General features: G+C 52.2%; 25 protein-coding genes, 1 pseudogene and 1 riboswitch. Of the genes and pseudogenes, 4 read left to right on the top strand and 22 right to left on the bottom strand.

Annotation, left to right across the window (positions count from 1 at the left end; translation table 11 throughout):
* The first annotated feature begins 188 nt into the window (after nt 1-188).
* Nucleotides 189-389 (top strand): hypothetical protein, encoded by a 201-nt coding sequence (locus FX155_RS03120; RefSeq protein ID WP_002596235.1) that lies wholly within the window; start codon nt 189-191, stop codon nt 387-389.
* A 64-nt stretch (nt 390-453) separates the two neighbouring features.
* Here FX155_RS03120 and FX155_RS03115 read toward each other — a convergent pair whose 3' ends face one another.
* The 16 genes and pseudogenes from FX155_RS03115 to FX155_RS03025 form a co-directional block, all read right to left on the bottom strand.
* Nucleotides 454-648, bottom strand: a complete 195-nt coding sequence (locus FX155_RS03115) for a transposon-encoded TnpW family protein (protein ID WP_002596234.1) — start codon at nt 646-648, stop codon at nt 454-456.
* Between the two features lie 14 nt (nt 649-662).
* The gene (locus FX155_RS03110) at nt 663-1,505 is read right to left on the bottom strand and encodes an ATP-binding protein (RefSeq protein ID WP_002596233.1); all 843 of its coding nucleotides are present in this window, start codon (nt 1,503-1,505) and stop codon (nt 663-665) included.
* Nucleotides 1,502-2,296: a replication initiator protein A gene (locus tag FX155_RS03105; RefSeq protein ID WP_006356266.1), complete on the bottom strand. Its 795-nt coding sequence runs from the start codon at nt 2,294-2,296 to the stop codon at nt 1,502-1,504. The genes FX155_RS03110 and FX155_RS03105 overlap by 4 nt, the downstream gene beginning before the upstream one ends.
* Before the next feature lie 72 nt (nt 2,297-2,368).
* Entirely contained in the window at nt 2,369-2,755 is a 387-nt protein-coding gene (locus FX155_RS03100; protein ID WP_002596231.1) for a cysteine-rich VLP domain-containing protein, read from the bottom strand.
* A complete protein-coding gene (locus tag FX155_RS03095; RefSeq protein ID WP_002596230.1) occupies nt 2,745-4,370 on the bottom strand; it encodes a relaxase/mobilization nuclease domain-containing protein in 1,626 nt (541 codons plus the stop codon). Before FX155_RS03095 ends, FX155_RS03100 begins: the two co-directional genes overlap by 11 nt.
* Nucleotides 4,342-4,740: a plasmid mobilization protein gene (locus FX155_RS03090; RefSeq protein ID WP_002596229.1), complete on the bottom strand. Its 399-nt coding sequence runs from the start codon at nt 4,738-4,740 to the stop codon at nt 4,342-4,344. Before FX155_RS03090 ends, FX155_RS03095 begins: the two co-directional genes overlap by 29 nt.
* Before the next feature lie 497 nt (nt 4,741-5,237).
* A pseudogene (locus FX155_RS03080) lies at nt 5,238-5,450 on the bottom strand (helix-turn-helix domain-containing protein).
* Entirely contained in the window at nt 5,443-5,865 is a 423-nt protein-coding gene (locus FX155_RS03075; protein ID WP_154487752.1) for a sigma-70 family RNA polymerase sigma factor, read from the bottom strand. Before FX155_RS03075 ends, FX155_RS03080 begins: the two are co-directional and overlap by 8 nt.
* Nucleotides 5,866-6,034: 169 nt before the next feature.
* Nucleotides 6,035-6,802 carry a class I SAM-dependent methyltransferase gene (locus FX155_RS03065; RefSeq protein WP_004010385.1) on the bottom strand — a complete coding sequence of 256 codons (768 nt, stop codon included), beginning with the start codon at nt 6,800-6,802 and terminating at the stop codon, nt 6,035-6,037.
* A 50-nt stretch (nt 6,803-6,852) separates the two neighbouring features.
* On the bottom strand, nt 6,853-8,772 hold the full coding sequence (tet(W), locus tag FX155_RS03060) for a tetracycline resistance ribosomal protection protein Tet(W) (RefSeq protein WP_063856415.1): 1,920 nt from the start codon (nt 8,770-8,772) through the stop codon (nt 6,853-6,855).
* A gap of 793 nt (nt 8,773-9,565) precedes the next feature.
* A complete protein-coding gene (locus FX155_RS03050; RefSeq protein WP_154487751.1) occupies nt 9,566-10,081 on the bottom strand; it encodes a hypothetical protein in 516 nt (171 codons plus the stop codon).
* Nucleotides 10,082-10,149: 68 nt separating this feature from the next.
* Nucleotides 10,150-10,440, bottom strand: coding sequence for a hypothetical protein (locus FX155_RS03045; RefSeq protein WP_154487750.1), 291 nt, complete (start codon nt 10,438-10,440; stop codon nt 10,150-10,152).
* Between the two features lie 105 nt (nt 10,441-10,545).
* Entirely contained in the window at nt 10,546-10,764 is a 219-nt protein-coding gene (locus FX155_RS03040) for a hypothetical protein (RefSeq protein WP_022487014.1), read from the bottom strand.
* Nucleotides 10,765-10,927: 163 nt separating this feature from the next.
* Nucleotides 10,928-11,200: a hypothetical protein gene (locus tag FX155_RS03035; RefSeq protein ID WP_022487015.1), complete on the bottom strand. Its 273-nt coding sequence runs from the start codon at nt 11,198-11,200 to the stop codon at nt 10,928-10,930.
* A 5-nt stretch (nt 11,201-11,205) separates the two neighbouring features.
* On the bottom strand, nt 11,206-11,406 hold the full coding sequence (locus FX155_RS03030) for a helix-turn-helix domain-containing protein (RefSeq protein ID WP_022487016.1): 201 nt from the start codon (nt 11,404-11,406) through the stop codon (nt 11,206-11,208).
* A 70-nt stretch (nt 11,407-11,476) separates the two neighbouring features.
* On the bottom strand, nt 11,477-11,677 hold the full coding sequence (locus FX155_RS03025; RefSeq protein ID WP_022487017.1) for a helix-turn-helix domain-containing protein: 201 nt from the start codon (nt 11,675-11,677) through the stop codon (nt 11,477-11,479).
* Nucleotides 11,678-11,863: 186 nt separating this feature from the next.
* On the opposite strand from FX155_RS03025, the gene FX155_RS03020 reads away from it, so the two are divergent.
* From FX155_RS03020 to thiC, 3 genes are all read left to right on the top strand, one after another.
* Nucleotides 11,864-12,544, top strand: a complete 681-nt coding sequence (locus FX155_RS03020; protein WP_022487018.1) for a helix-turn-helix transcriptional regulator — start codon at nt 11,864-11,866, stop codon at nt 12,542-12,544.
* An 84-nt stretch (nt 12,545-12,628) separates the two neighbouring features.
* Nucleotides 12,629-13,789 carry a tyrosine-type recombinase/integrase gene (locus FX155_RS03015; protein ID WP_022487019.1) on the top strand — a complete coding sequence of 387 codons (1,161 nt, stop codon included), beginning with the start codon at nt 12,629-12,631 and terminating at the stop codon, nt 13,787-13,789.
* Nucleotides 13,790-14,012: 223 nt separating this feature from the next.
* Nucleotides 14,013-14,109, top strand: a riboswitch (TPP riboswitch).
* 66 nt (nt 14,110-14,175) lie between these two features.
* Nucleotides 14,176-15,483 (top strand): phosphomethylpyrimidine synthase ThiC, encoded by a 1,308-nt coding sequence (thiC, locus tag FX155_RS03010; protein WP_154487748.1) that lies wholly within the window; start codon nt 14,176-14,178, stop codon nt 15,481-15,483.
* A gap of 158 nt (nt 15,484-15,641) precedes the next feature.
* On the opposite strand, the gene rpsI is transcribed toward thiC, so the two are convergent.
* The 6 genes from rpsI to FX155_RS02980 all read right to left on the bottom strand — a co-directional run bounded on the left by rpsI (nt 15,642) and on the right by FX155_RS02980 (nt 21,895).
* Nucleotides 15,642-16,034, bottom strand: a complete 393-nt coding sequence (gene rpsI / locus FX155_RS03005) for a 30S ribosomal protein S9 (RefSeq protein WP_012937880.1) — start codon at nt 16,032-16,034, stop codon at nt 15,642-15,644.
* 20 nt (nt 16,035-16,054) lie between these two features.
* The gene (gene rplM / locus FX155_RS03000) at nt 16,055-16,492 is read right to left on the bottom strand and encodes a 50S ribosomal protein L13 (protein WP_022487021.1); all 438 of its coding nucleotides are present in this window, start codon (nt 16,490-16,492) and stop codon (nt 16,055-16,057) included.
* A gap of 127 nt (nt 16,493-16,619) precedes the next feature.
* The gene (locus FX155_RS02995; RefSeq protein ID WP_154487747.1) at nt 16,620-17,519 is read right to left on the bottom strand and encodes an ROK family protein; all 900 of its coding nucleotides are present in this window, start codon (nt 17,517-17,519) and stop codon (nt 16,620-16,622) included.
* A 4-nt stretch (nt 17,520-17,523) separates the two neighbouring features.
* Nucleotides 17,524-18,990, bottom strand: a complete 1,467-nt coding sequence (gltX, locus tag FX155_RS02990; protein ID WP_154487746.1) for a glutamate--tRNA ligase — start codon at nt 18,988-18,990, stop codon at nt 17,524-17,526.
* A gap of 29 nt (nt 18,991-19,019) precedes the next feature.
* Nucleotides 19,020-20,273: a DEAD/DEAH box helicase gene (locus tag FX155_RS02985; RefSeq protein WP_022487024.1), complete on the bottom strand. Its 1,254-nt coding sequence runs from the start codon at nt 20,271-20,273 to the stop codon at nt 19,020-19,022.
* Nucleotides 20,274-20,704: 431 nt separating this feature from the next.
* The gene (locus FX155_RS02980; RefSeq protein ID WP_022487025.1) at nt 20,705-21,895 is read right to left on the bottom strand and encodes a pyridoxal phosphate-dependent aminotransferase; all 1,191 of its coding nucleotides are present in this window, start codon (nt 21,893-21,895) and stop codon (nt 20,705-20,707) included.
* Nucleotides 21,896-21,908: the final 13 nt, after the last annotated feature.

The following is a 21,908-nucleotide window of genomic DNA, read 5'->3' as shown; positions in this document are numbered from 1 at the left end:
GTGGTTTCATTGTACCACGGAACGGCGGGGGCTGTACAGCGGCAAAAGCGTTAAATTTGCTTCTTTACAGCTTTTCAATTTTCCGATTTTTATGGTATGGGTTGTCGTCCCATATTTGCAGTAGAAAAGTTCATAACTCCGTGGTATACTCTGATTTAACAAAAAAATCAGAAGTTAAAGGAGAAAACATGAAGTATACAATAGATGAATTAACCGCGGCCAAAAGGCAAATTGATTCAACTCTGCACAAGCTAAGAGAAACAGTAAAAACATTTGAATCAAAGGATAATTCCGAGCGTTATAAATCACAAATCACATTGGCAAAGAGAAGAATAAAAGCCTTTGAAATTGCAAATTATTTTATAGAGAATGAGATTAAGAATTGCTAAAGCACTTCCGATTTTCGTTCCAGCGGTCATGCTCCCTGGCATGGCCGCTTTTCCATGCCCCGGTTCACGCCGGATAAGTCGGCTCCTGTGTAGCAGCGGCTTCCGCTTCCAGTACCCGCGCCATTTTGTCGGCGGCTGTGGTTGTGGTGTCTTTCTTGAAATAGCCGGACACGACAAGGACGGAATTGCCCATGCGGATTTCCGTCACACAGTCAGGGCGGCGGGTGGTGCGGGTGTCGTGCTGCTTGTTATCTGCCATAGGCAATACTCCTTTCAGTCGGTAATCAGTTTCTTCATGCTCTCCATTTTCCGCTTGGCGGTTTCCTGCCGGAAGTTGTCGCCGGTAAAGCGTACCGGGACGCACATGGAAAGCAGGCGGTCATAAATCCGGGAATGGGCGGTGTCCTCCGGGTTGTGCAGGTCGTCCAGCGTAAGGTTGGTCGTGACGATCAGCGGCTTGCCGCTGCGGTAACGGCTGTCAATCACATTGAACACCTGTTCCAGCCCGTATTCCGTCCCGCGTTCCATGCCGAAGTCGTCAAGGATCAGCAGCGGATAACGACAAAGGCGGGAAATGTACTCGTTGCGCCCCTCAAAGCTGGCGGCAAGGTCATTGAGGATAAGAGCAAAGTTCGTCATGCGGACGGGGATTTCTTTCTCCATGAGGGCGTTTGCGATACAGCCTGCAAGGTAGCTTTTGCCGGTGCCTACGCCGCCCCAGAACAGGCAGCCGATATTGTCTGTCCGCATATCTTCCCAATGCTCCACATACCGGCGGGCAAGCCCGGTCTGCGGGTTCCTGCCGTTGTCGTTCTCGAAAGTCCAGTCCCGCATGGTGGGGTCGGTAAAGCCCCGGCGTTTCAGTTCTTCCACGGTGTCAAGGTGTCTGCGCCGCTTTTCGGCGGCTTCCCGTTCCTCGCGGGCGGTTCTCTGGCAGTCGCACTCTGCCGGGTGGCGGTCGCGCCCGAAGATAGCGGCCTTATCCGGCGCAAAATAGGCTTCTTTCGGCTTGCGGCACTTGCCGCAGTACAGTAAACCGTCCTCGCCGGTGTAGTCCTCCGGCTCCGGGATGGTGGTCGTCATATTCTCCAAAACCGCGTTGATTTCATTCTTCATAAACTCTCGCCCTCCTTGCATGAGTAGTCTGGTATGCCCTTTTTAGGGGCTTCCTTTTTGTCGTTCCCCGCCCATATCCGCAGGGCGGCGGCATAGTTCTGGTAGCTTTTCCCGTTGGCGGCAAGGTAGCGGCTCATTTCCTCGATGAACCGTTCCAGCCTGTCAGGGTACTCTGCCTGCAACTCGTCGTATTCGGTCTGTGACAGAAAAATATTTCCATATCGGCCATAGGGCGCGGACGGCCCCCCACTCACTCCCTTTGTTTGGCTCTCTGTAAGGTTGTTTATAGTAGTTTGGTTAGGGGACGGTTTTCCGACCATCATAAGGTCGGTTTTCTGACCATCAGTAGGACGGTTTTCCGGCTCTATGAGGGGCGGACTTCCGGCCATCAGTTGGTCTGAAAACTGTACCTGTGGCACTGGCGGTACTTTGACATAAAGCCGGTTCGGTGCGGAGAAGCCGCCCCGTTCCCGTTCCAACAGCCCCGCCGTGTCCAGTTCATTAAGCGCCCCCTTGATGGTGGTGCTGCCTTTATCCAGTATTTCTGCTATCTCCGCGATGGGATAGATAATATAAATCCTGCCCTCGTCGTCCAGCCACTTGTTTTTCTGGGAGAGGGTGGAACGGTCTAACAGCAGCGAATACAGCAGCTTGGCGGTCTGTGAAATCTCCATTTTCAGCAGGAAACGGGGATACGGCAGATAGGCGGGCAGCCGCGTGTCTGCCCTGATATAATCAGCGATAGGATCACCTCCCTGTGTTCGGGTTGATTTTGGCGTATTGTCACGCATTAAAACGCCGTTTCCGGGGGAAAAGGATAAATGTATCGCGTACCCTTTGACACCCACGAAAAAAGCCTTGATTTATGCGGGTTTGAAAGGCTCTAAAGCGTGACATCTCTGCCTTTGTTTCCGCTTTCTCTCGGCGGCTTTGATTTTCTTCATGCGCCCGGCGCAGTCGGGGCAGTATTTTCCCCGGTTGGATTTGGGGACAAAGGCCGCCCCGCAGACGGCACACCGTTTCCGGCTTCCCCGGCACAAGAGGGCTGCGGCCAGCTCCCCGTCAAGGGGCAGGACAGCCACACGGAACCAGTGGCACATGAGGGAAAAGGAAATGCTCTGGACGCACACGCAAGGCTCCCCGTCGTCCAATAGCAGGCAGTTCCCCTCATCGTAGTTACAGCACTCATGTACCAGCCGCCGCGCCCGCCGGTGCTGGCGGTAGTCCATGTGGGGCAGGTTATCGCTCATGGCTCTGCTCCTTTCTGCGGTGCGGCTCGTCCCGGCGCAAAATCTGGTCGATGTTCCGCTTGACGGTCTGCAACTCCTTGAACCGCTGTTTCTGTTCGTGATAGGTGTTATACAGGCCGTCTTTCTCGGAGATAAGCTGCTCGATCTCGGCCTGCAACGCTTTCCGGGCGGGCAGCTTGGTAATGCCATGCGCCTTGAAATACCGGGCTGCTGCGTCGGCTATGATAAAATCGCTCTCATGGGCCTGCCGGTATGCGGCGCGGGCTTTCTCGGATTTCTGTGCCCGCAGCCCGTCGCGGGCGGCCTTGGTCTGGGCGTAGGCCAACACCTGCCGCTGCAACTTCTTTTTCCCTTGCAGCTTCGTTTCCAGTGCTTTCAGTTCGCCGCTGGTCTGGCGCATTTTCTGATAGGCGGTGTCAACGGCGGCTTCTAACTGCTCCGGGGAAGTAAAGCCGTATTGCTGGTAGACGGACAGCGTTTTGGCGGCCTGCTTCAGATTGTGTATCTTCGCCCAGCGTTCATAGCCCCGGCCTTTGCCCTCGGCCATTTTCTGCTCAATGTCCACAAGCCGCTGCACTCCGTCCTGTTTCGGGGCGGCTATCTCGGCTCTGGCAACCTGCAAGCGGTCTTTTATGGTGCGTGGGGGATCGGGGGATCTGGCTGGCGCTTCGGCTGCTCTGGCGGCGTTTTGCTCTAAAACGGCAAAGACAGCGGCGCGGTCAAAATCGTCGCCCAGCTTCCGGGCGGTAATTGGCTTTGTCCTGTCCGGCGTGAGGTAGGAAAGCCGCCCCCGGCTCTCCTTGACGGTCACACCCTCCTGCAGCAACAGAGAGGAAAACTCGTCAAAGCTGGCGGCGGTGGCAAGGGCTTTCCGTAGGGTCTGCCGCAGCTTCTCCTTGTTCGTTTCAAACTTGGTCTGCCGGGGCGTGATACTATCGGCAATCATGGGGGCGTTCTGCTTGTCCAGCGCGGCCTGTCCCTTTTTCTGCGCCCAATACTCCCGGTCGGTGACGCGGTTCTTGCTGCCGTTCAAGAGGTCGATTTGATAAAGCCCCTCCCGGTGGCACATCTCCATGACTTCGGATTTGAAGTAGCGCAGGGCAGCGTCGGTACATCGGTGCTTGCAGCCGACTTTCGTATCGGCCGGCCTGTCCATGTAGGGCAGGAACGGCACTTCCTCAATCCGCAGGCTGTTTATGACGATATGCACATGAATGTTGCCGCTGTGGTTATGCCCGTCCGGGTGGGTGCAGACAAGGGCCTGGTGGCCGGGAAAATGCTCTTTACAGAATTGTTCCCCCAACGCCTGCGCCCGGTCTACGGTCAGGCCGTTGTCCGGCCCGTCCCGCGGGTCAAAGCTGATGATGTAGTGGTGGCTTTTCACATCTTCCCGCCGCTGGTTTTTCTGATAGCGGAGATTGGCCCGCATACACGCAACGGCAAAATCCTCCCCGTCGCAGTTCAGCGTGGACAGCCGGTAGTCCTCGCGGGGGATAAGCCTGCCGGTTTCATCAAGGACGGGCTTCATGGTAAACTCGTCATGCTCAAAGAGAAGATATTGCTCGGCGGCTCCGTAGTCGGCGTTTTTAGAGTTGATATGCTTGAGTGTTGCCAACCGCGTCACCTACTTTCTTGAGGACTTCATACTTGAGGACGGCAAGGTCGGATATGGCGGCGCGTACCTCGCCGGAAAGGGTGTTGTAGGGTACGCCGTATTCGTTCAGATACCGGGCAATCTGATTGAGGTTGCCGCCGATCCTGCCGTACTCGGCTGTCAGCTTCCCGACAGCGGAAAGCAACTCGTCATTGACCGACGACACATGGACAACCGGGCGTATGGTCGCCCGCCGTATCGCCTGCCGGAGAAATTCGGACTGGCTGATACCATAGGGCGCAAGCCGCGCTGTGAAGTCGGCATACTCATCTTCGGACAGCCGGGTTTTCACAACGCGGCTGCGGTGGGGCGTGTTGTATTTCTTTCGCATGGTGTGACCTCCTTTCTCGCCCGTAAGGGCGCATGAGCAGGGTTTGGGGAAGGCACTCCCCAACAAGTTTCCCGCGAGGGGCAAAACTGCAGAATTGCGGATTTTGGCACCGTGGTAGAAACTTGCTCTCCGTGACTGCAAACTTTCTCTCACTTCCGTCCGCCACTTTTTTGGAAAACTGCAACCACAAAAGTTTGTTTCTCTTTTTCTGCTACTACTAATCCTGTAAAGGGCATTCCTGCCCGCTTTCGCTAAAATGACACCGGACGCAGTGGTTTCTACCCGGTGTTGGAGAAATCCTTTCTCTTTGCCCTCTACTACGGGTAAATGCTCCAAATGCCAAACACCAGGGCAGAAAAATTCCCTCCTCGCTTACTACTACAACCGGCAGGGGGCAAAATGGCCGGGAGCGGAGCCGGACAACAAAAAAAGCAGTAAATCTTTTTCAAGACTTACTGCTTTCGCTGGCCGCGTCGGTGGCGGCTGGTATTCAGTTTTTATGACTTGTCCGGTGGTTCGTCAAGCCGGAACTTGAATTGACAGTCAATTAACCGCTGCTTTACATAGTCCTCCACCTCGGCGTTGACCTGCCCGTTCACTTTTTAGAAATAGCGGATATATCCGGCGTAGTGGAGCAGGACAGCGTTCACGGCTTCTGGGTCGCCCTCACGGGCTTTGAGGATTGTTTCATAGGGGAGAAGTCTACTCATACCGGCTCACCCCCATTTCTTCGCGTAGCCGCTGCAAGGCAAGCTGGATATGCCGCCCCGCTGTGCTGCGTGACCGGCCAATACACGCGCCGATCACGCGCTGCGGCTGGCGCAGAAAGTAATAGCGCAGGATTTCTTCCCGCGTCTGCTCCGGCAAAACAGAGATCGCGTCGGCAAGGGCGGCGTTGCAGAGCAGGACGGTCTGACCGCAGACGGTAAATGGGTATTCCTCGTCCGGCTCCGACGCGGCAAACTGGACAAACTTCTCGTTCATCAGATAGTCAAGGGAAACTTGCCGTTCCCATTGCCGTTTAAGCTTCAAAATCTTGTCCAAGGCGGCACAGCGGATAACAGTCTTGCAAAAGGCGTTGTACCTGCGCTGGATATATTCTTGATAGGCTTTCTGGTCTGTCATGGAAATTCCCCCTCTCTGAATAATAGTGCGGGGCGGCAGCACTCCTTGCTGTCGCTCCTTGACTGCCTAACTGCGAAACCGGGCGGGGCTGTCAACGGTGGGCGAAGCCCGTTCATCTTGACCGCCCGCTGGCTCGGCTGGCTTTGCTATTTACCCGACAAACTTGAATTTATTGTAAGGTATCACGTTTTACCTTCTTAAGCCTTACTATCATTACCATAGGAATTTCTTTGTTGGTTTTGAAACATTCTTCATAAAATCCATCAATGACAAATCCAGCTCTAAAACAAAGGTTAAAAATATCTTGTATGGAACGATGATAATAAATCTGCTCTTTCGGTTGCCCTTCAATCGCTATATCATAGTAACTGTGCGGTGTCATATATTTTTCAGTCAACGTGACAAAACAAGGGTGTTGCGTTGCAAAGACAAAAATTCCGCTTTCCTGCAACAGTTCATAAACAGCCATAAGAAGTGGTTCAATATCCGTAATATCCATAATTGCCATATTAGAAACTGCTTTCGTAAAGGCTCGATTTCTTTTTAATTCTAATATACTTTTTCTATTGGTCGCATCCGCCACACAAAATTCAATTTGTTTTGCATATTGTGATTGCCGTCTTTTAGCCAATTCTATCATTTTTTTGCTGTAATCAAAAGCGACAACCGAAGCGCCTCTTTGTGCAAGATACGAAGAATAATTTCCATTGCCACACGCAATATCCAAAATATAATCCGCAGGATTAGGAGATAGAAGTTCCGTTACTTTGGGACGCACTACCTCTCTGTGAAATTCATTAGATTCGTCACCCATTGCATTATCCCAAAATTGTGCGTTCTCCTCCCAGATTTTTTTACTTTCCTCTGTTCCCATGTTCTCTCCCACTCCCAAAATTTGCTTTTTTGCTTCCATTAAATCTTCCTTACGATATTCCATTGTTACCCTCCATAACTTCTGATTGTTGCCGTCTTGACGATTATGTATCTTTACATTACCTTCTGAAACATATGGCGCACCTTGTCCAGGCGGTTGTTTGGACGGCGGGGCTGGATGACCGGCTGGCCGACAGCGGCCTGATACCCTTTTAGCTCTGTAAGGCATACGCTCTGCCCGTTGGTGTAAAAGGCCAGATCAGTACGGTATGCCTGTATACAGCGGGCGGGAATCTCGCCAGTAAAGACAACTTCATCCTTTTTTACCTGGGCCGTTTCGATGGTGGCACAGTATTTCGGTGCATCATGATAAGCCCTGGAAAGGTATTCCTGGGGCGCATAGAGGGTGAAGGAGAGATAAGGTTCCAGCAGCTGCGTCCCCGATTCCTTCAATGCCTGTTCCAATACAATCGGGGCCAATGAGCGGAAGTCCGCCGGCGTGCTGACTGGACTGTAATAAAGCCCGTATTCAAAGCAAATCTTACAGTCCGTTACGTTCCAGCCGAACAAGCCCTGCTCCAGCCCGTAACGGATACCATCCCTGACAGCGTTTTGAAAACTCTGGTTCAAGTATCCCAGCGAAACCCGGCTCTCGTATTGTACGCCGGAGCCAAGCGGGAGTGGTGTAACAGACAGTCCGATAGATGCCCAAAACGGGTTGGGCGGCACCTCGATATGGATGGTGTGGCTGGCTGCTTTGAGCGGCCGCTCCATATAAATGACGGTGGGTTCCTTTACCACTGTTTCAATCTTGTATTTTTCCGACAGCAAAGCGGAAACGACCTCCAACTGCACCCGGCCCAAAAAAGAAAGAATGATCTCATGGGTGATGGAATCCACTTCGCAGCGCAAAAGCGGGTCAGTATCCGCAAGTTGCGTAAGAGCGTCCAGCAGCCGTTCTCTTTGCGCTGCCGTTTTCGGCGCAATCGTCGTCCGCAGCATGGGGAGGGGGGCCTCGCGCCACCTTTTACGAGGGAGCCGGGTTTGATCCCCTAATACATCGTTTAACCTCACGCTGTCGCTGGGAAGGATAACAATTTCGCCCGGATAAGCGGTGTCTGTCCGAACAATTTCCCCTTTGGATGGAATACGCATCTCTGTGATTTTCAGCTTTTCTCTCCCGGCCAGGGCCACCGTATCCCGCAGGCGCAGCGTTCCGCTGTATAGCCGCAGATAGACACGCCGCTGGCCGCAATCGGTGTACTCAACCTTGAAAACGCTGCCGCATAGGGTGGCGCTCCCCTGTTCCCCAATCGGTTGGAACAGTCCTGTCACCGCATCCATCAACGGTTGAATGCCAAGGCCCTTTTTGGCGCTGCCATGATAGACCGGAAACAGGGAGGCTTCTTGAACCCGCCGCTGTTCCTCCCGCGCAAGTTTTTCCTGGCTGATTGGTTCTCCTGCGATATACTTTTCCAATAATGCATCGTTATTTTCGATGACCGCATCCCATGCTTCTATGTCGGTATTTTCCTCCAGGACTATTTCCGGGGACAGCGACACCGTCTGCTTGATGATAATATCGGCGGAGAGCTTATCCCGAACAGACTGAACCACGCTCTGCAAATCAACGCCAGCCTGGTCGATCTTGTTGATAAAGATAACGGTGGGAATGTTCATTTTCCGCAGGGCATGGAACAGAATACGGGTCTGGGCCTGCACGCCATCTTTAGCGGAGATCACCAAGATGGCCCCATCTAAAACAGCCAAAGAGCGGTACACCTCCGCCAAAAAATCCATGTGGCCGGGCGTATCCACAATGTTAACTTTACATCTGTGCCACTGGAAGGAAGTGACTGCCGCTTGAATGGTAATCCCACGCTGCCGCTCCAAAAACATGGTGTCCGTCCTCGTTGTCCCTTTTTCGACGCTCCCCGGTTCTGAAATGGCTCCGCTGGCATATAGCAGGCTCTCCGTCAAGGTCGTCTTTCCAGCGTCTACATGGGCAAGAATTCCAATATTGATTATTTTCATGTGATTGTCCTCCCTTTACAGCCCCAAAGGGCATAAAAATCCCCAGCAGTAAAATACTTTTACCACTGGGGATTATAAGTTGCGGACATACACATATACAGCATACACCTGTTTGTGATTGCTGTTTTTGGGGATATGTCAAAATTGATAAGGCAAAAGTATTCTTAAATTGGGTACAAAAAACTAAGCCCCTACAAAAGGAGCTATCATAATCCTTTGTTCCCACTATTTGATTATAGTTTTATTTAAGAATCCCTTGCCGCATATTTTTTACTCCTTTTCTGGATTAAATCATTATATCACATCAGTTTTAGGAAAGCAAGTACCTAAAAGAAATTTTTCTTCCCCTTATATGTAACAATCATACCGGCTTCCTAGCGTTCAGAATGTTTTCTGCTGTCTGCTGTGGTGTTTGGTTGGAATTGTCCAACCAAAAGCCGATCCGTGGTGTTGTCTGCATTTTACTAAATACAAATTCAATGTATACAGAAAGATATAAGGAGTGGGAGGGATTCCGCCGTAGTTGGCATTGTAGGAAAATCCAAAAGTTTAGATTTTCCCACAATGCTTATCTTTTGGTCTTTGGTTCGGAATAGTGTAGTGCTGGCGGTCTATCTCTTGTTTTCGGTTGCTTGCTTCCTTACCGTACATGAGCATTTCAACAGGGTGACAAACATACAACCACTAAATAAGCCCCTAGCCATGGTTATATTATTATAATATCTGTCTGAATTCGGTACACCCCTTGTCTAAAATTGGTACGGCACAAGAAACAGCCTACAATCCCAAAAAGCTAGGTTTCATGCGGGGTTTCATCATTTCCGGAAATTGTAATATCCATTTTAGGAAGGGGCTGACACTCAACATCGGGTGCGCCAACGTTGTTAGCCGTACCATTTTTAGACAGTAGCCGCCCCCATTTCAGACAGCCGTTTAAAGGATTCCACTCTTTCCACCAATTCACCATCTTGTATTTTGATTCAACTCGTTGATTTTTTCCGCAAAACGTGCAGACTATAAAGCCGTGGCTTATTAGTTGTTCTTTCGCTTTTTGGAACGTGCTTCTGGTTATTCCATATTTACTAAACACAGACTGAGGGAAAACGAATTCTGATAGACCATTATTTTTAGCATAGTTCGCCGCACGGCACATCTGTTCATATGTAAACTTTGCTGAGTATGATAAATCTTTAAAAGCGGGATGAGTTGCAAGGCTTACACCAACTTGTATGAAGGAATCTTTCTGCTCTGGTCGGTTTGCTGTCAACCACGGGTTCAGATTATTTTTCTTATTTCGCTTCTTGCCCAAATTTATCACTTCCTTGTAGAGTTGATTAGAATGGAAGAGGGGCCGCACAACGGCAGCCCCCACGGGTTTCAGTTCCCCCAACGCTTCAAGAACTTTCTGGACATCCTCATGGTAATAGCCGTTTGGGCAATCCTGTATTCACGGATTTTGTTGTACTTCGCCACATCCGCCCTTGTACGGGGTCGGTAGTAGCCGCCGCCGTCTTTCGTAATACTATTGATGAAGTGATGTTCACGCTCTTTCTTGACCTGTTCAACAACCTGTCGTTTGCTGAGTCCAGTCGCTTCAATCAGTTCATCTGTAGTGACAGCCGTTTCGGGGCTGTCAGCATGACGGGATTTTAAAATTTGATATATCATCAAATTCTCCTTTCACTTGTAAAATGTAACAAATCGTGTTACAATAGAAAAAACAGATACTTCTTTCCCGTTGTACTGTTCCAATCCGCTTCGTGTTTTTGTCCTTCACAGAGCGGATTTTTTTATTACGTCATTGCCTTGACTGGCAAATCTCTTTGCCGCCGTTGCGGGGCGCACCCCGAACCGAAACGCATACAGGGGACAGCGTTCCAGAGCGCACAATTTCACTTCTACGTTGCTCCCCCCGCTACACTCTAGGCAATATTCACGAATGGCCCGTATCGGCGTTTTTTTCGATTCAGTAACAATGATTTTCTTCTTCATGAAAAATCGTCCTTTCCATCAGCCGTGGTATTTCCGTGTCATCTATTTGGTGCATGGAATCTATCACGGCTGATTTTTTATTTTGAAAATCTGGCCCCTTGCTCGCTGTTTTTGGGCCTTTTCCGTCCATGTTCTTCCGTGATACCCTTGCCGCCGTCTGTCTTCACCCCCTCATGTAGTTTCGGTTACGGTCTTGCAGGTATGCGAGGAAATCCCGCCCCTTGATGAGCGTGGCACGGGGGCTGACATGAAGAATGCTGTTCTTGTACCGTGGTTCGGTTTCCATGATTCCCACGAACTTCCAAATCGTGCTACGTGTCAGAGAGAACATCTTTGCAAGTTGGGTCGTCCGTAACCATTGGTTCCCATCAAAATCGATGGGGGCGAACTGACGGAACAGCTTGCCGCCGATTTTGACCATCTCGTTCTCCTTCATGGAAATCATCTCCTTTCCATTAGACAGATTTTGTCGGGTTCAACCCCATAGAGTTTGCAGAGTTTCCAAAACCCTTCAAGGGTCGGGGTTGATTCACCCCGTTCCCAACGCCGCAAGGTGGTGGAAGTCACCCCGATGATAAATGCGGCCATGTCTTGTGGAAGGCCCAACTGTTCCCGTGCCTTCTTCAATGTGTACTTTTCCATACAAATATCTCCTTCCCGATTCGTTGAACTGTCCAGGCTGACGGCTTACAGGGGCAGCGTAGTCAGCATTTTATTTTTGGATGAGTTCGAGGGGCGGAACATCGAGTGCGGCGGCAAGTTTGCCAATCGTGTCGATACGCACACCCCTCTTCTGTCCTTTCAGCACGTTGTTTATGGCTTGCCTTGTCACGCCCGATTTTTTGGCGAGGGCGGTTTGGTTGACTTCCTTCTTTGCCATTGCGTCCAACACGGCGTAAACGTTGATTCTCATGAGGAACACTTCCTTTCTCTAGTGTCTGAACATTTGGAACAGCATTTATTTTTACTATTCCATTTGGTTACATTTATACAGTAGCACACTTTTTCTAAAATTACAAGGGGCGACCATAATAGAAATTACGATTCAGTTGTTGACTAGGGTTAAACGCAACTGTATAATTGAGATGAGGTGATAAAAATGGTCGCAACCGCTAAAGATGATTCATTTGCAGGTAAATTGGGAAAGGCAATCCAGTTCTACAGAGAACGTGCCGAACTGACACAAGAAGAACTTGCACACGGGGCCAATATTTCTAGGCAAGCCCTCATAAATTACGAGGGTGGAAGAAGAACACCGTCCATTGAAATCTGTTGGAAAATCGCAAGGGTGTTGGGATTATCGCTTGACAGGCTCATAGATTACGAACCAGAAAGCGAGAAAGAAAAACTTGTAAACTTTTTGGAATCCTATGGGTATCGTTTGCAATTTCTCGAAAGAGATGGTTCCACGACCGTTGAACTTCTTTCTACTGAAAGCGTTGAGGGGTTTCCGTTCAGAATGTCGGATTCTAAAGACCGTTCTACCAAACTGTATGCGCCGCCCGTGCAATCCTACTATTTACCATATGAAAGAGTTGTTGAAATCGTCAGTCTTTTACAGTCAAAGGGCAACCATGTTGAACGGCGGCAACTGGATAACGCCTTCCGTCTTCTACAGGAAGAATCACTCTACCCCGCTATGATGGAGTTAGATAAAGACCCAAAATACAAGGAACTGAGAGCGAAATTCACTTCACTGAACCCGAACTTTTTCGATGTTTGCGAATATCTGGAAGAGCGGTATCACCCGTTCGACCTGTCCACAGTTCCCAAAAAATAACCCCCGTCCATGCGGGGGCTGATACCTTTATCCCATGTCTGGCGGCTTACAGGGGCAGCGTGGAACGGGAAAGAGGTATTGTATATGTGGATAACTGAAACGAAAAATTCGAAAGGTACACGGTATGTCTACCGTGAACGGTTCACCGATGAGAATGGGAAGACCTATTCCATTGCCGTCACCCTTGCCAAACACACGAAACAGGCTGAGGGCCAGGCACGGCGGATGTTGTTGAAGAAGTACAACGTCAAGAGGATGGCCAAACCGAAAAGGGCTGAAACGATAGCCAAAACGTTGACCATGCGGCAACTGTTGGGCGAATGGCTCGACTCTGTGAAAAGCGAGGTAAAGCCGCAGACACAACAAAATCACATCAATCAAGTTCGCAAGATTCTCTCCTTGCTTCCCGATGGGATTTTGTTCCGTGACGTTACCCCCGCCCTTGTGGAAAGGGCCATAAAATCCATGAACGCAAATTCACGAGGGTACTGTAATGCAGTGTTGGGAATCATCAAGAATTCCATGCGCTATGCGAAAAAGGCCCACTATATCGACAATATCAACGAATTTCTGGAAATCCGACTTCCCCGCCGTCCCATGACGATGGAAGAAGAAGGCAAGACCGCCAACAAGTTTTTGGAACGGGATGAATTGAAGGATTGTCTTCACCAACTTGTAGCGATAAACGAGAGAATCGGATACGCTATGGAGTTCATCAGCTTGACGGGGCTGAGGATTGGGGAACTTCTGGCCTTGCGGCGGGAAGATATCGACCTTAAAAAGAAGGAAATCCATGTCAATGGGACAATAACTCGTGTAGAATACGAGGAATTGCCCACCCGCCGTAGCACTCCTAAAAATGCGACTTCCTGTCGCACCGTGGCAATCAACTCCCGTGCCGTCAGTATCCTTGAATGGTTCATCACGGATGATAAAAGGAAATCTCTGTGGACGGACGGTTACAAGGACAAAGGTTACATTTTTACGGGTCGCTCTGGTTCTCCCTATGACTATAATACCATTGAATCGACTCTCAAAAAGGTTCGGGTCAATGGCAAGCACATCACTTCTCATATTTTTCGTCACACCCATATCAGTATGTTGGTAGAAGAAAACTTCCCCCTCAAAACCATTATGGCAAGGGTCGGACATTCCAACCCGCAAACCACGATGAAGATTTACACCCATGTCACCAGTAAAATGAAGGAAAAAGAACGGGAAGCCCTTGAAAAACTGACCATCTAAAAATGTGCAGAAATTGTGCAGAGCGTTGTTATTTTTACGGATTTCATCGAACATAAAGAAGGTGACGAAAAAGCCGAAAACCCGCATGGATTCTACGTTTACGGTCTGTTGCGAACATAAACGCAATTAGGCCGCCTAGATTTATTGTGAATTGTCTAACTACTCAGAAGTTAGCAATTTGAATTTTTCCTGTTGCATTCTTTTCTATTTTTTGTTAAAGTTGAAGCATCACTAGGGGCGCTATCGCTGAGAGACCTGACGGTCGACCCTTTGAACCTGATGCGGTTAATACCGCCGAAGGAAAGTGGTGAGGCTGTTTTGTCGGGCCGCTTTCCTTTATGTCAGGAAAGCGGCCCTTTTTGTATCCATGAAGGAGGATTTGTTTTATGCTGACCCAAAGACAAGCTGCACTGCAGGGTAAAATCACTGACCAGATGGCGGAAGTGGCCCGCCAGGAAGGAGTCACCCCGGAATTCATCCGGGACGGAGTGGCCAAAGGCACCATCTGCATCCCCGCCAACATCAACCACAAGAACCTGGTCCCCCGGGGTGTGGGCGAAGGCCTTTCCACCAAGGTGAACGCCAACATCGGGACTTCTTCCGCTTTTCCGGATCCCGCTCCGGAACTGGACAAACTGAAAGCAGCCATCGACGCCGGAGCTGATGCGGTGATGGATCTGTCCACCGGCAACAACATCGACGCCTCCCGGAAGGCCATCATTGAACATTCCACCGCCATGGTGGGCACCGTACCCATTTATCAGGCCACGGTCCAGGCCATCAAGGCCCATGGCAAAGTGACGGAAATGGACAAGAACGACATTTTCACCGTAGTGGAACAGCAGGCCAAGGACGGGGCTGACTTCATGACCATGCACTGTGGCCTCACCCGCCAGTGCCTCCACAACCTGATCAACGAAGGCCGGGAAATGGACATTGTCAGCCGGGGCGGTTCTTTCCTGTCCGGCTGGATGCTCCACAACGGGAAGGAAAATCCCTTCTACGAATTCTACGACGAAATCCTGGACATCTGTGCCAAATATGATGTAACCATCAGCCTGGGCGACGGCTGCCGGCCCGGCTGCCTGGCAGACGCCACCGACCGGACCCAGATCCAGGAACTGCTGAACCTGGGCGAACTGACCCAGCGTGCCTGGGCCAAAGGGGTACAGGTGATGGTGGAGGGCCCGGGACATGTTCCCTACAACCAGATTGCCACCAACATGCAGCTCCAGAAACGGATCTGCCACGGTGCTCCCTTCTATGTGCTGGGGCCCCTGGTCACCGATATCGCTCCCGGCTACGACCACATCACTTCCGCCATCGGCGGTACCCTGGCCGCCTTTACCGGCGCCAACTTCCTGTGCTATGTGACTCCGGCCGAACACCTGGGCCTGCCGGACATCAATGACGTCCGGGAAGGGGTGGTAGCCGCCCGGATCGCCGGCCATGCCGCCGACGTGGCCAAAGGCCTGCCCTCTGCGGTAGCCCAGGATCTGGCCATGGCCAAAGCCCGGAAAGTCCTGGATTGGGACAAACAGCTGAGCCTGGCCATCGATCCGGAAAAAGCCAGAGCCATCCGGTCTGCCAAGAACAAGAGCAGCGAAGAATACTGCTCCATGTGCGGAGACTACTGCGCCGTGAAGATCATGAACGAATACATGGACGAAGTCAAGGCGAAGAAGAGCAAATAAAAAACAGGGGCCATCCAGGCCCCTGTTTTTTATGTCAATGGTCAATTGTCAATGGTCAATGGCTGAAGAAAAGGATTCGTTGGATATGCAAAAAACGAGGGTATTGCACAGAATGTGCAATACCCTCGTTTGAGGTTTCCATGAACCGGAACGGAAAATTACCGTTTGGAGAACTGGGAAGCCTTTCTTGCTTTTTTCAGACCGTACTTGCGGCGTTCCTTTTCCCGAGGATCGCGGGTCAGGAGACCGGCTTTCTTCAGCAGAGGACGGAAATCAGCGTCAACTTTCAGCAGGGCGCGGGCAATACCATGACGGATTGCGCCAGCCTGGCCGGAGATGCCGCCGCCAACAACGTTGGCCAGTACATCATATTTGCCCAGGGTTTCGGTGGTGTCCAGCGGCTGCCGAACAACCAGTTCCAGGGTCTTCAGGCCGAAGTATTCACTCAGTTCACGGCCGTTTACAACGATTTTGCCTTCGCCCGGAACAAGGCGAACACGGGCAACGGAGCTTTTGCGGCTGCCAGTTGCATCATACGTAACTTTTGCCATTTTCTAGTTCTCCTCTCCTCTTAGCGAATATCGATGGTCAGAACTTCAGGCTTTTGTGCAGCATGAGGATGTTCAGAACCAGCGTATACATGCAGTTTCTTGATGATCTGATTGCCCAGACGGTTGTGGGGAACCATACCCCGAACAGCCAGTTCCACCATTCTTACAGGGTTGTTCTTCAGCATATCCCCTGCTTTGGTGTATTTGTCGCCGCCCAGATACCCGGAATGACGGAAGTAAACCTTCTGCACCAGTTTTTTGCCGGTCAGTTTCACCTGAGCAGCGTTGATGATGATCACGTGATCACCGGTATCCATATGCGGGGTAAAAGTCGGTTTATTTTTACCGCGGAGCACTTTGGCAACTTCTGCAGCCAGACGGCCCAGAGTCTTGTCAGCGGCATCCACTACATACCATTTGCGTTCAATGGTAGCCGGGGTGGCCATGTATGTTTTCATCCTTATTCCTCCTAATAAAAACTCAATCTTGAACTGTATCCAGTGATGAGTCTTTGGGTACGGGCCGGGGCTAACGGCGCATGCTCAAAGTGATACCGTAATATTGTACAGTATATTACAGCTGATGTCAACTTCTTTTCTTTTCTCTGGCCAGGAAGTTGTATAGGGCGCCGATCAGCCCTGCATCATTGCCCAGGCCCGCAAAGGCCACGGTGGTCTTGTCCAGTACCACCGGCAGCAGTTCCTTTTTCAGGCTGTCCTGGAGCATGGGTTCCAGCAGGTCCTGCTGGGCCATGATGCCGCCCCCCAGGATCACCCGCTGGGGATTCATCATGTAGCAGATGGCCGCAATTCCTGTGGCCCACTGGTGGACGGTTTCCCGGAGCAGCCGGTGGAGAGGTTTGTCCCCGTGGCGGACCATTTCACAGAGGATCTTCCCGTTGAGGGTTTCCGGATCCACTCCTTTCAGCCGGGCGGCTTTCTGGACCAGAGCAGTGACGGAAGCGGCGTCCTCCCAGTGGTTCCGGCCACCCAGTTTGGCCTGTCCCACTTCCCCGGCAGTGAAGGAATTCCCGGGCCAGAGTTTGCCGTCCAGTACAAAGGCGCCCCCGATGCCGGTGCCGATGGTGATGCAGAACAGGCTTTTGGCTCCCCGGCCGTTCCCCAGCCAGTATTCCCCCAGGGCTGCAGAGTTCACGTCATTTTCCACCCGGCAGGGCAGCTGGAGCTTCCGGGATACCAGTTGGACCAGATTGGTGCCGGTGAGCCCGGGAAAATGCGGAGCCGCATGGAGCACTTCCCCGTTCTGGGGATTGATCATGCCAGCCATGGAAATGGCGGCCCCCTGGATCTTGAAGTATTTCTGGTAGAAGCCGATCAGCCCCAGCACCTGGTCCAGGAAGGCGTCCACTCCGTCTTTGGCAATAACATTGGGGAGACTGTCCTTGTTGAACAGTCTCCCTCTGCTGTCTGCCAGGCCGTATTTGATGGCGGTGCCCCCAATATCCAGGCAGATGTATTTATCCATGGGTTCAGCCCTGTGTCTTGATGAAGGCGATGGCTTTTTCCAGCCGTTCCAGGGTCTTTTCCCGGCCCAGGAGCACCATCACGTCGAACATGCCCGGGCTGAAGGTCCGGCCGGTCAGGGCCAGACGGGTGGGATGGATCACTTTGCCCAGGGACAGGCCCAGTTCTTCCGCCAGCTTGTTGTAGCATTCCTCCGTAGTCTTCAGATCGAACACTGGCAGGGCTGCCAGGGCATCATGGGCTTTCTGGAGCAGGTCAGCGGCTTCCGGCTTGAAGGACTTGGCCACGCCTTTGGGATCGTAGCTGTCAAAATCCTTGAAGAAATAGCTGGCACCATCCGCCAGTTCTTCCAGGGTCTTTACCCGCACCCGGACCACATCCACCAGGTGGTCGAAGTATTCCTGATGAGCCGGCAGATAGCTGTCATCGATGAGTCCGGCTTTCTTGAAGAAAGGCACGGCGGCATCGGCGATTTTCCGCAGAGGCAGGTCGGACAGATACTGTCCGTTGAGCCAGGTGAGCTTTTTCACATCGTATACGGCAGCCTTTTTGGACATTTTGCTGAAGTCAAAAGCTTTCACCGTGTCTTCCAGGGTGAAGATTTCCTGGTCATTGCCGGGTGCCCAGCCCAGCAGGGTCAAGTAGTTGATAATGGCTTCCGGCAGGTACCCTTTGTCCCGGAATTCTTCCACAGAGGTGGCTCCATGCCGTTTGCTCAGTTTGCTCCGGTCCGGTGCCAGGATCATGGGCATATGGCCGAATTCCGGTGCTTTCCAGCCCAGGGCATCGTAGATCACCAGCTGTTTCGGGGTATTGGTCAGGTGTTCTTCCGCCCGGAGCACATGGGTCATGCCCATGAGATGGTCGTCCACCACTACGGCAAAGTTGTAGGTGGGGATCCCGTTGGTCTTCATAATGACGAAATCATCGAACTGGTTCCAGTTGAAGGTCACGTCCCCGTGGATCATGTCATGGACGGTGATGGTGCCTTCTTTGGGCAGTTTGATCCGGATGGAATGGGCTTCTCCCGCTTCCACCCGTTTCTTGGCTTCCGCCGGATCCAGGTCCCGGCAGGTGCCTGCATAATGGAAAGGCTGCTTTTTCTTCCGCTGTTCTTCCCGCTGGGCTTCCAGATCGGCGGCGGAGCAGAAGCAGTAGTAGGCCTTGCCCTCATCCACCAGCTGCTGGCAGTATTTCCGGTACAGGTCCAGCCGTTCAGACTGGTAGTAGGGGCCATGGTCCCCGCCCACTTCCGGTCCTTCATCCCAGTCCAGGCCCAGCCATTTCAGGCTGGTAATGATCTGGGAGACGGAATCTTCCTTCAGCCGGTCCCGGTCGGTATCTTCGATCCGCAGGACCATCTTCCCCCCCTGGCTCCGGGCAAACAGCCAGTTGAACAGAGCCGTCCGGGCCCCGCCGATGTGCAGATACCCAGTGGGACTGGGAGCAAAACGTACACGTACTTCACTCATGGTTAGCACCTCTCCATTTCAATGATTGATTATTTTTCTTTGGGTTTCTGTTTCCGGGACGCTTCCGCATATTTGGTTCCCCGTTTGTTGGGACCTACAGCGCTTTTGCCCCGTTTGGGCACCCGTTTCTTCTTGGGACGCACCGGCTTCACCGTCCGGCGGACCTTCTCCCCGGCCAGATTCTGCCGTTCCAGGGTGATGTTCAGCTTCTTCTCCAGGTTCTGGAGCCAGCGGGTCTCATCCGCCGTATAGAAGGTGATGGCCGTGCCTTCGCTGCCGGCCCGGCCCGTCCGTCCGATCCGGTGGACATACCAGTCCGGATCGTGGGGAATGTCGTAGTTCACCACCTGGGTGATACCTTCCACATCCAGGCCCCGGGCGGCAATGTCGCTGGCCACCAGGATCTGGAGCTTGGCCTTCCGGAAGTTTTCCATCACCTGGCGCCGCTTGGTCTGGGACATGTCCCCGTGGAGCACATCCACATTGAAACCTTCCCCATAGAGCCAGTCGCTGAGTTCGATGGCCCGTTCCTTGCTGCAGCAGAACACCAGCATCAGGAAGGGGTTGTACCGGCGGATCAGGGAAGCCAGGGCCTCTGCCTTGTGGTCTTCGCTGACCTTGATGCAGATCTGATGGATAGTGGAAGCAGTGGCTTCCCTGGGGGCAATGTCGATGACCAGGGGATTGGTGGTCAGCTGCCGGCCCAGTTTCCGGACTTCCTCATCCAATGTGGCGGAACACATCATGGTCTGGTGGGGCTGGGGCATCAGGCTCAGGAGGGTTTCGATATCCTCCCCGAAGCCCTGGCGGAGCATTTCATCCACTTCGTCCAGCACCAGGTATTTCACCCCGCCCAGGCTGGTGTTCCCCTTCCGCAGGTGATCCAGCAGCCGGCCGGGAGTTCCCACCAGCACCTGGGCCCTGTGCCCGATTTTCCGTTTTTCCTCTTCAAAATCCCGTCCGCCGCTGACCGTCAGGGTATGGATTCCCGTATCCCCGTCCAGTTTCCGGATTTCCCCGGCCGTCTGCTGAGCCAGTTCCCGGGTGGGGGAAAGGATCAGGGCCTGGACAAATTCCTTCTTCGGGTCCACTTTATCAAACAGGGGGATCACAAAGGACAGTGTCTTCCCTACCCCGGTCTGGGCACGGGCGATTACGTCCCGGCCGTTCAGAAGGGCCGGGATGGCACGCTCCTGTACAGGGGTGGGGATGTCCTTCCCCGTCCGATGGAGCTTCTCCACCATCGCCTCGTCCACTTTCAGCTGGGCAAAACCTGCCGCCATGGAATCATCTCCTCTCATTTTTCAATCGTACCCTTTATTATAGCGTAAAAACCGGAGGAAGGGAAGGAAAAAGGGGGATGGGGCGGCGAGTAAGAAGAAATCAGACCGTATCTTGTGGGTCTATCAGAAGTCAGCTATCAGCTTGGCCCGCAATAAGCAAATCTGGCCTGCTGCTGTATCGAACAACGCTGACATCTCAAAGCCCGGCAGGTTTCCTACTATGCCTGGCGGGATCTGGTGTATGTATCCCATCCCAAAAATGCAGACTATGAAAAGATGAACATTTTCATTCCTTCCGCCTATCTGGAGGGAAAATCCGTCAACCGCCTGGGGCAAAGGCCACGCGGGAGACTACGATCTGGAAGAATTGTTTGCCTGGATCGATTCCATTTGCAAATAAAAAAAGACCGCTGCCTGGGCAGCGGTTTTTTTTATTTTCTCCCCGGATACTGCTTCAATCCTTCCGCCAGGATGTGCATGGCTTTTTCCAGGTCTTTTACGTTCAGTACGTAGGCCAGACGGGCTTCGTCCTGTCCTCTGGTTACATCAGAAGCATAGAACCCGTTGCCGGGGGTGATCATCACAGTTTCCCCGTCGATGTCAAAGTCTTCCAACAGCCACTTGGCAAATTTTTCCGTATCGTCGATGGGCATTTTCACCATGACATAGAAAGCCCCTTTGGGATCGGAGGAAATCACGCCGGGCATCTGGGCCAGGAATCCCTTGATGGTATCCCTTCGTTTGGTATATTCTTTCTTCACATCTTCCCAGTAAGATTTGGGGGTGGTGTACAGAGCCGCAGCTCCCAGCTGCACAATGTCCGGACAGGAAAGCCGGGCCTGGCAGCATTTCAGCAGTTCCTGCTGGAGAGCCTTGTTCCGGGTGATCACGCAGCCGCTCCGGGCGCCGCAGGCGCTGTACCGTTTGGAGACGGAATCGATGAGCACCAGGTTGTCATCCAGTTCCCGGAGCCGTCCGAAGCTGGTGTATTGTCCATCATAGACGAATTCCCGGTACACTTCATCGGCAATGAGAGCCAGATCATATTTCCGGACAATCCGGGACAGCATGTCCATTTCTTCCCGGGTGTAGATTACCCCGGTGGGATTCCCCGGGTTGGAAATCAGGATGGCCCGGGTCTTGTCATTGATGTATTTTTCCACAGTTTCCTGATCCGGCAGATGGTAGCCGGTGTCCGGAGAGGTGGGAACCCCGTTGATTTCCACATTGTAGGCCCCGGTAAAGCTCTTGTAGTTGGCATAGAAGGGCTCGAACATGAGCACATTGTCCCCCGGGTCACAGGTGGTCATAATGGCAAAGGAAATGGCTTCACTGCCCCCGTTGGTGACAAAAATATCGTCCAGGGCATAGTCCATATCCCAGGATTCATAATATCCCTGGATGGCTTTCAGCAGTTTGGCATCCCCCTGGGATTTTCCATAGGCCACCACTTTGGGATGGTAGGAGGCCACCCCTTCGAAGAAACTTTCCGGGGTGGGGATATCCGGCTGTCCGATATTCAGATGATAGATCTTTTTGGTCTTTTCCACCCGGTTGGCAATAGGCGCCAGTTTCCGGATGGGGGATGTGGGAATGTGCAGCGTCCGTTGGGAAATGTGCATGGTTCTTGTTCCT

Source organism: Acidaminococcus fermentans, assembly GCF_009696675.1.
GTDB lineage: Bacteria > Bacillota > Negativicutes > Acidaminococcales > Acidaminococcaceae > Acidaminococcus.
The sequence above is the reverse complement of the archived record's forward strand: the minus strand, read 5'-3'. Positions and strand labels throughout refer to the sequence as shown.